The following is a 12,445-nucleotide window of genomic DNA, read 5'->3' as shown; positions in this document are numbered from 1 at the left end:
GGGAAGACCTTCGGTGACTGGGACGAGGCCGCCTCGTCCATCCCGCGGCAGATCCAGGACTCCCTCAAGACCCTGGAGTGGATCTCCCGCAAAGAAAACCTCTGCGTCTGCGGACCGCCCGTTATCGAGGGTTTGGTTCGCGATTCGGCATATTGCCGCTGGGCGGGACCTTCATGAGATCGATGTGACGTGGCTGCGTTGTCAGTGCAGCCTCGTATGTTGGCCCGATGAGTCAGAAGGTGGTCGATGAGCGGGCCGTCGAAGCGGCGGTGAACGACGCTGAACAGGCGATAGCCGAGTTCGACGGGGCTTGCCGGTGGCTGACTGCTGCCCGGCGGGGACCGATGGAGCCTCTTGGAGCCGAGGTCTGGGTGTTCGACAAGGATCTTGCCCGGGTGGTGTTGGTGAAGCACCGCTGGCGGGGTTGGGTTCCTCCGGGCGGGAAGGTCGAGGCCGGGGAGACACCGCGCGAGGGCGCCATCCGGGAGCTTTTCGAGGAGACGGGCCTTCGGGTGGAACCGCTGCCTGAGCCGGCAGCGGTTGCGGTTCGTTCCTATCACCCGGACTTGCCGGTCACGCTTGGGCTGTCGTATGCCGCCGTCGTTGATGCAGCGGCCTCGTTTGTTCCGGAGGCCGGGCAGCCGGTGGCTTGGAAGAGGTTGGACGAGGGATGGGAGAGCTGTTTTCCCGATGATCTATCCCGGATCCGTCAGCATGCCACGTGGTTGGCTGATCGTGTGGGCCGTCACTGAGGGGCTGCTGCGGTTCCGCCGCGGCGGGCGAGTTCGCGTCGGAGGTCGAGGTTCTCGCCGTGGGCTTGTTCGAGCGCGTCTCGCAGTGCCTGTACTTCTTCTCGGTGCTGCTTCTTCAGGCGGGTGATCTGGCCGGTCAGCGCGAGGACGAGGGTGCTCTGCTCGTCGGCTGGAGGGGTCGGTGCGGGACTGGGCCGGGCTTGGGCTCGGAGTCGTTCGATGCGTCCTCGCAGGTCGGGGTGGTTATAGAGGAACGCGTGGGAGACGTTGGCCTCACGCTGGACGGCCTGGAAGGTGATCGACTCACCGCGCTTGACCAGGGTGCGGATCGCCTTCTCCGCGGCCTCCGTCTTGGCCTGGGACTTCGCCTTCGCAGCGGTGGTGAGTGTCTGGGTGCGCTTGGCGCGAGCGTCGTCGTTCATGGCCGGGCCCTTCGGTGACGGTCGAGGTCGAGCGCGAGTGGGACGGGGCCGGTGGGGGCGGTGCCGCAGCCGGCGCCCTGGACGGCGCGTCCGGGCTTGGAGCGGAGGGTGTCCAGCAGTTTCGTGAGGGCCGCGTGCTCGGCCCGCCGTTGCAGCAGCCAGACGTTGTCCTCGGGCATCGGATGTCCGTGCCGTGCCTGGAATGCGGTGGTGCTGCGGTTGATCAGAGCCTCCGTCTCGGTCAACTGCCGTTCCAGCGCGTTCTGGTGAGAGGCGTCGGTGACGAAGACCGAGCAGGTCAGGCAGGCATTTCCCTTGTCGCACGTCTGCAGGGGCGGCAGCAGGCACCAGCCGTGGGGCAAGAACCGGTCGGCCCGGTTGAACAGGTGGAGGCTGTCGTGGTCGTCGTGGGAGAAGGTGACGTGGGTGCCGTCTGCCCTCAGTTTCGCGGTGGCCAGGAATGCCTGCTCGGCGTGTTCTTGGCGGGCGGCGACGTAGTGCATCGCCATCGACGGGGTGGCATGCCCGGCATAGCGCATCAAGACGTGGACGGGCAGGCCGAGTTCGGCGAGCCGGGTCATCTTGGTGTGACGGAAGCGGTGGGTGTGGCTCAGCCCGACGGGCCTGCCCTTGCTGTCGGTGATCTTCACGATCTTGCTGAACTCGCGGAGCATCCAGCTGTAGGTCCCGGACGGGTAGGGCTTGTCGCCCTGCCGGTTGCCGGTCCGCTGCAGGAACAGGTGGCGCGGGATGATGCCGGGGAAGTGGTCGCGGACCCACTGCCGTTGTTCCTCGACGACCGCGACGACCTCGGCGTCGACGAGGATGTTGTCCGGTGCGATGTCGATCTTGCTCTGTGCGTAGTGGAAGCGGGCGATCTGTTCGCCCTCGGCGGCGTCGACGGCTCGGTCGGGGACCGGGGAGAGGCAGTCGAAGCGGCTGGTGCGGATCTCGCTGGCCCGTCGTCCGGTCAGGACCTGCAGCAGGATCATGCGCATGGCCTGCGGGTCGTCGAAGCCGCGGGCGGTGACCTGCTGTCCGTCGCCGCGGGTGAGGAGCATCTGCTCGTCGCGGGCGAGTCCGAGCAGGGGCAGGGCGGCGGGGATCTGCGCGAGGGCATGGTCGTCGACGTAGTGCTCGTCGTTGAGTTCGCGCTGGTGCGGGATGCGGGAGACCTGGCGGAACCAGCCGGCCGCATGCGCGTCCGTGACCCGGGACCACGGGTGCGGTCCGAGGACCTGGCGAGCCTCGACGGGGTTGGCCGCGACGAATGCGAACAGCTCGGCGACGGCCCTCAGATCGTCGTTGACCTGGCGAGGGTGGACGGGCCTATGGACGAACCGCTGGTCGCTTTCGCGCTGAATGCGGTTGGCGGGGTCGGAGACCCAGCGCCGGAACGCGGCGGCAACTTGGACTGCGTGGGCGGGATCTCCCAGGACATCCACGGGGTCTGGGAAGGTGCTCAGCCAGCGGTCGAAGCGCAAGATGTCCTGCATCCTGTCCTGGCTCACGGTCGTCCAGCGCAGGACGCCTGCTTCCATCTGGGTGCCGAGCCACCACTTGACCGCCTCCCGCAGCCACGAGTGCGTGATCTTCGAAGGTGAACAGCCGTAGTGAGCCTGGGGCTCGTGCTCCGCCAGCGGGATGCGCGGGTCGCATCGCGGATGCCACTCGTCCAGAGCCCACCAGGACCCGTCGCTGCAGCGGGCGATCAGGGCGAGGCGGCTGAAGCGGAAGATCACCCGGAGCCGGGCGACGCTGCCGCGGGGAATGAGCCGGCCCCAGCGGGTGGCATAGAACCACCGCTGCAAAGCGGCCGCCGTTTCCCAGTCCATGTCCCGGATCGACGTCGGGAAGGGATGATCGTCGCGGATCGCGCGGCGCAGGATGTTCGCGAACTGATTGGTGCCCAGCACGGACGAGCGAGTCCCGTCCATCGCCTGCCAGTGCGCCATCCAGGCCAGTTCGGCGGCGATCAGGTCGGGCAGACCGGTCAGGTCGATGCGGCGGTCGCCGTTCTCGGTGATCTTTTCCCAGTCGTCGATGCCGTCGCCGATCACCGGCCCCTTCCAGGGCTCTGGCAGCTCTCGCCAGAGCCGCCAGATCGGATCCTCGTCGCCGGCGGCGTGCAGATGGCGCTGTTCACCGGCCATCGTCGACCTGCCAGGCGGAGATGTACGACTTCCAGTTCGCCGCGGCCCGCAGGGCCTCGTCCTCGCGGACCCAGCCATAGAGGTCGAGCGTGGTCTGCACGTGTGCGTGACCGAGGCGGCGGGAGACCACCCACTCCGGCGTCCCGGCCAGCAGCAGTGCGGTTGCGTGGCTGTGGCGGAACCAGTGCGGCGTCCAGGAGGCGGGGCCGATGCGCTTCTTGCGCAGGGCGGACACCTTGTCCCGCACCGTTCCCTCGCGCAGGGCGGCCAGCAGCGGTGGACGTTCCAGGTTCACCAGCAACGGCCATCCGGCATCGATTTCGATGCCGAACTCGGCGGCCCGGCAGGCGAGGTGCGTGAGGTAGTCGGCGAACAGTCGCTCCAGGTCGCAGCCGACATAGACCCGTCGGGGGCGCATCATCTTCACCCTGGCCCCGTTCGTGTTGTCCTCGCGCGGCACGATCTCGACATAGGGAGTGGAGCCGCGGCCCATGACGAAGTCGCTGATCCGCAGGCCGAGGGCCTCGCCCAGGCGCATCCCGGTCTCCGCGAGCAGAGCGAACAGCAGCCGGTCGCGCAGGTTGCCCGCCCACTCGCCGACCGTGGCATCCGGCCTCGCGCAGCCGTCCAGGATCGCCTGGATCTCGGTGGGCAGCAGCAGCGGAGGGCGCCCACGATGTCGCTGTCGCCGGACCCTGACCAGCGAGGTCGGCGCCGGAGCGGTGCGGGCGTCCAGGTGCGCGAGCAGGCCCCGGGCCGGGGCCCGGCGCGGTGTCCCGCGCATGAGCCGTCCCGCGACCGGCACCGAGAAGACCGCCTCCTGCCATCGGTAGAAGGAGATCAGCGCGGCCAGTCTCGCCTCCAACGTCCCTGTCTCCGGGGCCTGTTCGGACGTGACGAGGGCGTGCTCGACGGTGCGGCCGTTGCGCAGCCAGGACAAAAACCCCGCGACCGCCGGGACCCCGAGATCGCCCCACCCCGCGGTCTCGTCACGCTGTTCGAGGAACGTCCACCACTGGGCCAGCGAGGTCGCATAGCCGCGGACCGTGTTCGGAGACCACAACATCCGATGGGCCTCCAGCCAGTCCTCGACCGGAGCGACGGTCCGGTACTTCTCGTCGATCACGGTCCACGTCCGCTGCCCGTTCGCCGGCCGGACCGCCAAGCTGTGTGCCACTGATGCCGTTCCGTCTCGTTGAAGAACTCCCCTTGATAGCAATGCATCAACGACGCAGAACGCTCACGGTGACGCTCGTTGCAGACAGAGAAGAGAGAGGCTCAGGCCCCGTTGATAACCTCCGGCACCGGCAAGAGCCACTTCACCGAGGCCCTCGGCCAGGCCGCCATCGAGGCCGGGATGACGGCGCCTGGTTCGCGATCGAAGACCTCGGAGCCCTCGTCCGCCGCCACCGCGTCGACGACTCCCTCGCCCGGGCCATGACCCGGCTGATCCGCTCGGACCTCATCATCGTCGACGACATCGGACTACTGCCCGTCTCCGCCGACGCCGCCGAAGGCTTCTTCCGCCTGGTCGATGCCGCCTACGAACGACGGGCGATGGCGATCAGTTCGAACCTTCATCCGTCAAAAGCGCACATGTTCCGGCGAACGCGTGCGAGGTGCTGCCGAAAGTTCACGGGTTCGGCAGGCGCCCGTCGTCGATGTGATCGGCCAGATAGATCAAGGTCGACTCGGCTGTCATCCCGAAGGCCGCCGCCACGAGTTTGGGGTCCATGGTGTTCACGAGGTCGACGAGCCGGGTGCTGCGAATCATCCGAGGTGGGTATCCGCAGTCGTCGAGGACGTGGGAGAGATAGGCAGTTGAGGCCGGGCTTCGCCCGGCCTTTGTTCCTTTGGTGACCATGACGTGCGGGTTGTCCGTTCGCCAGCCGTCGCGGTGGTCAAGGCATCTCTGCAGCACGGCCCAGGAGGCAGGGTCCAGTGGCACCGGATGGGGTCGTTTGCCGAGCCGTACCGTCTGAGCCAGTGGGTTCACGTCGGCGATCTGCAGCAGGCGGATGTCCGAGCTTGAGGCTCCGTGCAACAGGGCGAACATGCCCAACAGGGCTTCATGCGGATGGACTTGGGATCCGGTGGTCCAGCGGCGGAAGAGCTCACGCTGCTGTTCGAGGGTGAGTGTTCGGCCGCGGAAGCCGTTCGACTCCTTCGCTGTCAGGGTTCGGGTGGGATCCACCAGCACCATCTTCTGGGAGCGAGCGAAGCGGAAGAACTGCCGCAGCACGGTGAGCCGCCGCTTGCGTCCCTTGGGCAGCGTGACCAGGAATGCCTCGACGTCGTGCACATCCACGAGGGCCCAGTCGGTCTTGCCTCGGTGATTCGTGAGGAACAGTGCCAGGTCCCGCATGGTGGCCAGGGCTGTTTCCAGCGTGTGATCACTGCGGGGGCGGGTTCCGGCCCGTCGGGCCCGGTCCTGGGCTCGCATCCGAGAGGCGTCGAAGGCGATAACGGCCGGTCTCAGTGGTTCGGGCACGGCTTCGATGCGGCGTTTGCGTCGACCAGCGGCAAGTCGTTCGGCTTGGTCGGTGGGCAGGGCCAGGCCGCGGAGGGTGAAAAAGTCCTCCAGTGCGCGGGCGAAGGAGCCCATGGATCGACCCGGTCTGCGGGAGCGTTCGATGAGGGCCTGGGGCGAGTTGGAGTGCTCGTCTTGAAGGAGGCGGCCCAGGTCCACGACGAAGCCGCACGCCCGGCCGACGCAATGGCGGGCCGCGACATGAGCCACGAAGTCGTCCAGCCACGCGGGCGGGTCGGGCAGTTGGTCACGGAGATGTTCGCCGCGGATGAAGGGGCGGCCGGGGTGTCGTTGCCAGCAGGCAGAGCACAGCCCCAGCCCGGCATGGCGCCTGAGCTGCCCGCACTGACGGCAGTTCCGCGGTGGCTGTTTCTCCTGCCGGGGCCGCGAACAGGAGCCGCACCAGCCGGTCGCCTCGCGCAGATATCCGGCCCTTCCGCAGCGGGGACACTGTTCTTGAGAGGCCAGCCGTTCGGCTCGGCGCCGGCAGTCCCGACACAGCCGGTTCTGCGGCGATCGCACCGGATGCCTGCACTCCTCGCAGACTCGCGAGCACAGCACACACCGGCCGGTGTCCTTCTGCAGGACACGGTCCAGGCCGCAGGACGGACAAGTCGCCTTCGCTGCTTGTTCTTTGAGGCGCCGGATGCAGAAACAGCACAGGTCCCGGTCGAGAAATCCCACCGGGGCTCCGCAGGTGCTGCAGTCCCGTTGTTTCTTGCCCACCACACGCTCCGAGTCACAGTGGCGGCATCGAGCGGCCCCGGGCTGAGGCGGCCTGCGGAAGATCGACGACCGGCCGTGGTGGTGCGATGGGCCGTTCGACGGGGGTGATGTCGACCTCGATCAGGTCGTTAGGAGTGCACTCCAGTGCGGTGCACAACGCGGCCAGCGTGGTCATCTTCACCTGCGAGGGCTCCTTGGTGAACAGCGCGGACACCGACGCGGAGGACAACTCCAGGCCGGCCTTCTCGGCCAGCAGCCGCCGCAGTTCGGTGCCCGTCCAGACCTCGCGTTGAGCGGCGGCCATCCGCAGCCGCCATTGGATCTTCATGCCGTGGTGTCCTTCCCGGTCAGCTCGGCCAGGGTGCTGGCGACGGCCCGTTGATAGGCATCCTCGATGAAGGTCGCTGAGGGACGGACATAACGCATGGTGGAACTGACCGTCCAGTGACCGAGCATCTGCTGAATGGCCACGAGGTCGACGCCGCGTTCGTAGTTGCGGGTCGCGCAGGCCCGTCGCAGGGCATGCGGACTGAACCGCTCGGCCGGCGGACGTCCTTCGAGTTCCATCAAATAGCGGAGCCGGTTGCGGATCGTTCCGCGATGGAGGCTGCCACCGGATTCGTCGGCGAACAGCACTGGTGAGTCGGGGAACTTGGGCCGCACATCCTCGAGGAACCATCGCAGCACCAGGTCGAGGCCGTCGAGCATGGGCACCCATCGCGGCCGCGGTCCGGAAGTGTGGGCGCCCTTGCCGAAGCGGACGTGGAGCTTGCCGAACGGCCCACGGGTGAAGTGGAGGTCAGGCTTCTCCAGCAGCGATGCTTCCTCGGAGCGAAGTCCAGCGTGATACAGGGACCGGAACATCGCATAGTCCCTCGCCGCGGGTCCGTACTTCCTGGCGGTCGCGATCCTCTGCTTCATGAAGTCGAAGAACTCGCCCACCCTCTCCGGCGTCGGAGGCGGCAGCAGGGCCGGGGAGTCGTCACCGATGTGACGCGAGGCATTGAACTCATCGACTGGGCAGACCAGCCGGACCCCGAAGGCGGCCTCGATCTCGGCCGCCTTGCGGGCCTGCAGGAACCGGTGGAACCCCTTGAAGATCTGCACGTATTCGCGCCGCGTCGAGGTCGCCCGGCCCTTCACCGCCAGGTCGCCGACCACCCGGTCGATGTCCTCTGGAGTCACCTCCCACGCGGGCCGGCCCAGGGCCGCGAGGGTTCGCTCCAGCAGGCCGATGTCGTTGTCGATGGTCACCGGGCTGAACCCGCGGGCCCGCCAGGACGCGACGAACGCGTCGACACACGCCGCCTGGAACTGCCACGGGTCCGTCACCAGCGGTTCCTGCGGAACGGCGCCGCCCGCGATGACCTGCAGTCTCGCCTCGCCCACCGGCACACCTTCCTCGCGCCTGAACGGTCAAGGTGGCACCTGGAGAAAATGGGTGCCGCCACGAGATTCAACGAGCCCCCCAGGAAGGGGATACGGCCAGGTGGCAGCAGGAACTCTCGATGGGGAACAAGTGCCAGCCCCAGATGACTGGTATCCCCTCTTCCCCAACCCCGTTGTCGCCGAATCTCTCCTTGACCGACTGATCAACGCGAGCCATCAAGTCATCATGAACGGCCCCAGCTACCGCCCCAACAAGCGGCCGAAGGGGCCCACCAGCTCGACCAAGCCCCCGACCAGCTGAGATCAGCGCCGCCCCAGGGGGTGGGGAATTCCCCCGACAGAACCCCTGGGGAATATCGCCGTCGTCGACAGCCACCCGCTCATGGCGACGATGCTGTGCCAGCTGTACGCTGCAGATCCCGGGCAGTCGCTGCCAGACACACGCGGGGCGCTGTACGCGAAGTTCACCGACCTGCTCCACCGCCGTATGAGCGACAGGGCCCCGTCCGGCGTCCGGAACCAGACCGACGCCGCCATCGCCCGCTTCGGCCCCACAGCCCTGTCGCAGGCGCACGACCTGCTCGATCAGCTGCCGGACACAGTCGACAGTCTGGCGTTCGACCTTCACAGCGGCAGCGAAGCGTCCTGGGTCAGTGCACTGGCCGCCGTGGACAGCGCCCGGCGCCCCCGCGCTGTTCCAGAAGACGACTGGAACGATTTCCTGGCTTCGTCCCTTGGGCGCAGCGGGCTACTCACTCGCTCCGGGAAGGGTTTCACCTTCCTCCATCAGACCCTTCAGGAGTACTGCGCTGCACGTCACATCGCACGCGATCCCTCTTCCCATGCTGCAGAGCTGGACCGGTTACTCGGCCCCTGGAAGGGGGATGGGGGAAGCAACCCGTGGGGGGCGCCGCTGGACACTGCCTCCTACATCGGGTTCCTCGTCGACCCCGGCACTGCCTCGCCCACCGATCCGGTCGCCTCTCTCAGGGCCCTCGCGGTGCCCGGCAACATCCGCGGGTGCCTGTTGATCGCCACCCAGCTGTCCCTGAGCACCCTGCTCGCCGATCAGTGGAAACCATTGGTCCAGGCGGCCGCGCAGGCCATGGCAACAGCGAGCGCAGATCCCGATGGCGAGGCCACCCCGCGCGTCTGGGCGGCGGCCGTGCTGGCGGAACTAGAGCTGCAAGAGGGCACCACCGCGCTGGAGACGCTGGCGGACGATCAACTGCTGGACCAGGAATTCAACGATGACCCGCACAGCCCGGACTTCAGCGACCGTCTCCTTGCTGCCAAGTGGCTGCTGGAGCTGCACCCGCGGAGGGGGAAAGACGCCTGCCACCGGCTCGTCCACGACCCGTCCTTGTACGACTCCGTCCGTGTTCGAGCCGCTGAAGTGCTGCTGGCAGCCGGGGACGAACGCGCCTGCCGCGCCTTGGAGTACCTCGCCGCAGCGGACATTCCATTCGACGACCGCCTCGACGCAGCGAAGCGCCTCGCAACCCTGGATCCTGAGGCGGCAGTTCGCGCGCTGCACAAACTGGTCGAGGACTACCGGGGCGACCCGGACTGGCTCGACTGGTGCATGACCGCCGCCCAGGCACTGACCGAGCTGGGAGACCAGCGCGGCCGACAGATCATCGGCGAGATCTCAGCCGACCTCTGAGCACACACCCGCTCTGAGGCCTCCCTATCACACTCAAGATCACGATGGTTGAGGGGCTGAGGAGGGGCGCCCCTGGATTGCGGCTCTGGCTCGCGGAGGCAAGTCGTGAACAGCCGCTCGCATCTCGCGCGACCGGGGCCGCCTGTCATCTGCCGTCTGGAGAAAGCGGGGGTGGAGCCGCAGGGGGCTGCACTGGCTCAGGCCTGACGGGAGCTTCGGCGGGGGCGCGCCATGCCTTGATCAGCTGACCCAGTCGGCGGGCTGGTGTCTCGCTGGGGATGAACAGGACGACCGCGACCAGGACAAGGGTTCCTGCCGTGAGAGTTCCGGCCGTCCAGGCGGACAGGCCGCCACGGGCCGTAGCGATGGCGAAAGCGGCCGCCGCACCCAGCACGCTGCCGATGCGGGCCGCGGTGCTCACCATAGTCGTTCCCGGAAGGCTGTTCGGCGCAGTGTCCACGACAGCCTGGGTGTGCTGAGCAGTACTCGGAGAGTAAAGCGAGTGCGGGTGCGGCGGGTGGGGAGGGTAGCGATTTCGGCGTGCCATTCCTCGCGCCACCGTGCGCGTGTCGGCGTGGGAAGCAGCAGGGTCAACATGGACAGCGTGCGTGTGGTGACCGCGGCGGTGGATGTGGGCTGGAGGACGCCCGAGGACAGGTCCTGCAGTTCCCGGCTCACGTCGGTCAGGCCTGCTGCGCGGGCCAGCGGTGCGATGACGTCAAGGGTTTCACGGGCGACGCGGTAGCGCCTGGTCGGGGCGACGAACGCGATGGTGCGCATGTTGTGCAGCCGGTCGGCGAGGCGAATGGCCAGCACGGCCTCCTCACGCGTGGGCTGGAGCCCCGTCGGCCTTGCTGTGCCGAAGTGGAGGGCGGTGAGTGGGATCGTGCTGAGCTTGGCGGTGCGGACGGCTGCAATCAGATCGGCTATCTCCTGTCCGAAGTGCTCGCTTACGCGGCCCGGCGGGCAGGGACTGTCGTCAACGTCGTGCAGCAGAGCCGCGCAGATCACGGGGGGTGGCATGCCGATGTCGGCGACGATGCCGGCGACGGCAAGGCAGTGGGTGAGGAACGGGTCGCCACTGCGGCGGGTTTGGCCCGCGTGCCAGACGGCGGCCTCATCGTGGGCGTGCTGGATGAGCGAGGTGTCGGCGTCCGGGTGGCGCTTATGGACGACGGCCAGGATGTCGTCCAGGGACGGGGTGGCGGAGCGGCGCTTGCTCGGTCGGGGTGCTAACCGGCGCCGGGCCCTCATGACACTCCCCCGTTCGCGATCGGGCGGGCGGCCCAGCCCGGCAGGGGCTGTTTGCGGGCGCGGTAGGCGCGGGCGAGGGCGTCCTGTGCGTGCTCGGCACCGTCCTCGGTGATCCGGTAGAAGCGACGACGCGGGCGGCCGGCTTCCTCGTGTACGGCGGGGTCTTCCCAGGTGCTGTCCACCCAGCCGACTTGTTCCAGGCGGGCGAGGATCGGATAGATCGTGCCCGACGGCAGTCCCGCCAGCTCGCACAGCTCGAGGCCGTAGCGCTGTTTGGCGGGGTCTTCCAGCAAGGCCCGCAGCACCAGTTGGGTCTGCAGGGTCATACGCAACGTACCCATACTCGTACTCTACATAGCCTATATATGGACTGTCTAGAACTTATCGCGGACTGTGAGCCGGTCTCGCCCTCGCTGCCAGCTAGGGCGGGGCAGCCTGTGTGAACGTCACTAGAGGATTTAGACGCCATCTCATTTGGCTGGGTAAGCTGCCGGTCGTGGCAGGGATCGTTGAGCGGCTGGTGCCGGACGAGTTGTGGGAGATGTTCCAGCGGGTGGTGCCCGAGGCGCCATCGCGACCTCAGGGCGGTGGCCGACGTCGGCACGGTGACCGCGAAGTGCTGGCCGCCATCGTCTTCGTGGCGACCTCGGGCTGCACGTGGCAGCAGTTGCCGTCCGCATCGTTCGGGCCGTCGGGCGCGACGGCCCACCGACGATTCACCGAGTGGACCAAGGCCCGCGTGTGGGCAAAACTCCACCGCCTGGTCCTCGACGAACTCGGCGCCCGCGGCGAGCTGGACTGGTCCCGCTGCGCGATCGACTCGGTGAACATGCGGGCCCTGAAAAGGGGGAGCTGACAGGCCCGAATCCTGTCGATCGAGGCAAGTACGGCTCAAAGATCCACCTGATCACCGAGCGGACCGGTCTGCCCCTGTCCGTCGGGATCTCCGGGGCGAACCTCCACGACAGCCAGGCGCTGATCCCGCTGGTGAAGGGAATACCGCCGATCCGCTCCCGACGAGGACGCCGGCGGCGCAGACCGGCAAAGCTCCACGCCGACAAGGGATACGACTACGACCACCTGCGGCGATGGTTACGCGGGCGCGGCATCCTGCACCGCATCGCCCGCAAAGGCATCGAGTCCTCGACCCGACTGAGCCGCCACCGCTGGACCATAGAACGCACGATGTCCTGGCTCGCCGGATGCCGCAGACTCCACCGCCGCTACGAGCGCAAAGCCGAACACTTCCTGGCCTTCACCAGCATTGCCTGCACCCTCATCTGCTACCGCAGACTCACCAAATGAGATGACGTCTTAAGGGAGCGGGCCATGGATGGGGTGCGATGGCGAAAACCGATCTTCGGGCAACGGCAGCGTGGACGACCCCGCCGGCCATCCCGCGTGCTCGAGTGCCGCCCGCACGCGAGAGGATGTCGCCATGAGCGACTGGGAGGGGTAGATGGCGTCCCGCGTGATGGTGTAGCCGATCGGCGTTGAGTAGTGCGCCGGTGTGCTCCGGCTGGTGGCGCCCGCTCCCTGCGCACGGGGTGGGC

At 67.8% G+C, this 12,445-nt stretch carries 11 protein-coding genes and 3 pseudogenes; 6 read left to right on the top strand and 8 right to left on the bottom strand.

Translation table 11 applies throughout. From position 1 onward, the window contains the following. Together ACWCQ1_RS50830 and ACWCQ1_RS50825 are read left to right on the top strand one after the other, a co-directional pair. Nucleotides 1-117: pseudogene (locus ACWCQ1_RS50830) on the top strand (ATP-binding protein); the annotation flags it as partial. A 110-nt stretch (nucleotides 118-227) separates the two neighbouring features. Continuing rightward, on the top strand, nucleotides 228-752 hold the full coding sequence (locus ACWCQ1_RS50825) for an NUDIX domain-containing protein (RefSeq protein WP_451029972.1): 525 nt from the start codon (nucleotides 228-230) through the stop codon (nucleotides 750-752). Here ACWCQ1_RS50825 and ACWCQ1_RS50820 read toward each other — a convergent pair. Genes ACWCQ1_RS50820 through ACWCQ1_RS50810 form a run of 3 tightly spaced genes read right to left on the bottom strand, consistent with a single transcriptional unit; the run spans nucleotide 746 to nucleotide 4,504 of the window. Then, nucleotides 746-1,174 (bottom strand): DUF6262 family protein, encoded by a 429-nt coding sequence (locus ACWCQ1_RS50820; RefSeq protein ID WP_451029971.1) that lies wholly within the window; start codon nucleotides 1,172-1,174, stop codon nucleotides 746-748. The two genes, ACWCQ1_RS50825 and ACWCQ1_RS50820, sit on opposite strands and share 7 nt — an antisense overlap. Further along, nucleotides 1,171-3,327: a tyrosine-type recombinase/integrase gene (locus tag ACWCQ1_RS50815; protein ID WP_451029970.1), complete on the bottom strand. Its 2,157-nt coding sequence runs from the start codon at nucleotides 3,325-3,327 to the stop codon at nucleotides 1,171-1,173. Before ACWCQ1_RS50815 ends, ACWCQ1_RS50820 begins: the two co-directional genes overlap by 4 nt. Further along, complete coding sequence (locus ACWCQ1_RS50810) at nucleotides 3,317-4,504, bottom strand: tyrosine-type recombinase/integrase (RefSeq protein ID WP_451029969.1); 1,188 nt, start codon at nucleotides 4,502-4,504, stop codon at nucleotides 3,317-3,319. The genes ACWCQ1_RS50815 and ACWCQ1_RS50810 overlap by 11 nt, the downstream gene beginning before the upstream one ends. A gap of 117 nt (nucleotides 4,505-4,621) precedes the next feature. Here ACWCQ1_RS50810 and ACWCQ1_RS50805 point away from each other — a divergent pair. Continuing rightward, nucleotides 4,622-4,914: pseudogene (locus ACWCQ1_RS50805) on the top strand (ATP-binding protein); the annotation flags it as partial. 46 nt (nucleotides 4,915-4,960) lie between these two features. On the opposite strand, the gene ACWCQ1_RS50800 reads toward ACWCQ1_RS50805, so the two are convergent. The 3 genes from ACWCQ1_RS50800 to ACWCQ1_RS50790 form a co-directional block, all read right to left on the bottom strand. After that, a complete protein-coding gene (locus tag ACWCQ1_RS50800) occupies nucleotides 4,961-5,932 on the bottom strand; it encodes a tyrosine-type recombinase/integrase (protein WP_451029974.1) in 972 nt (323 codons plus the stop codon). Nucleotides 5,933-6,596: 664 nt separating this feature from the next. Next, nucleotides 6,597-6,911 carry a helix-turn-helix domain-containing protein gene (locus ACWCQ1_RS50795; protein ID WP_451029968.1) on the bottom strand — a complete coding sequence of 105 codons (315 nt, stop codon included), beginning with the start codon at nucleotides 6,909-6,911 and terminating at the stop codon, nucleotides 6,597-6,599. After that, on the bottom strand, nucleotides 6,908-7,837 hold the full coding sequence (locus tag ACWCQ1_RS50790; RefSeq protein WP_451029967.1) for a tyrosine-type recombinase/integrase: 930 nt from the start codon (nucleotides 7,835-7,837) through the stop codon (nucleotides 6,908-6,910). The genes ACWCQ1_RS50795 and ACWCQ1_RS50790 overlap by 4 nt, the downstream gene beginning before the upstream one ends. 271 nt (nucleotides 7,838-8,108) lie before the next feature. Between ACWCQ1_RS50790 and ACWCQ1_RS50785 the strand changes: the two are divergent. Together ACWCQ1_RS50785 and ACWCQ1_RS50780 are read left to right on the top strand one after the other, a co-directional pair. Further along, a pseudogene (locus ACWCQ1_RS50785) lies at nucleotides 8,109-8,273 on the top strand (ATP-binding protein); the annotation flags it as partial. 81 nt (nucleotides 8,274-8,354) lie between these two features. Then, nucleotides 8,355-9,638 (top strand): hypothetical protein, encoded by a 1,284-nt coding sequence (locus ACWCQ1_RS50780; protein ID WP_451029966.1) that lies wholly within the window; start codon nucleotides 8,355-8,357, stop codon nucleotides 9,636-9,638. 417 nt (nucleotides 9,639-10,055) lie between these two features. On the opposite strand, the gene ACWCQ1_RS50775 is transcribed toward ACWCQ1_RS50780, so the two are convergent. After that, entirely contained in the window at nucleotides 10,056-10,892 is an 837-nt protein-coding gene (locus ACWCQ1_RS50775; protein ID WP_451029965.1) for an HD domain-containing protein, read from the bottom strand. Beyond that, nucleotides 10,889-11,233 (bottom strand): PadR family transcriptional regulator, encoded by a 345-nt coding sequence (locus ACWCQ1_RS50770; RefSeq protein ID WP_451029964.1) that lies wholly within the window; start codon nucleotides 11,231-11,233, stop codon nucleotides 10,889-10,891. The genes ACWCQ1_RS50775 and ACWCQ1_RS50770 overlap by 4 nt, the downstream gene beginning before the upstream one ends. A 200-nt stretch (nucleotides 11,234-11,433) precedes the next feature. Here ACWCQ1_RS50770 and ACWCQ1_RS50765 point away from each other — a divergent pair. Continuing rightward, a protein-coding gene (locus tag ACWCQ1_RS50765; RefSeq protein ID WP_451029973.1) for an IS5 family transposase occupies nucleotides 11,434-12,197 on the top strand; the annotation gives its coding sequence in 2 pieces (ribosomal slippage) (nucleotides 11,434-11,746 and nucleotides 11,746-12,197; 765 coding nt in all). Nucleotides 12,198-12,445 lie beyond the last annotated feature (248 nt).

The organism is Streptomyces sp. NPDC002144 (assembly GCF_053593695.1).
Note: the sequence above shows the minus strand (reverse complement) of the source record. Positions and strands in the feature narration are given on the sequence as shown.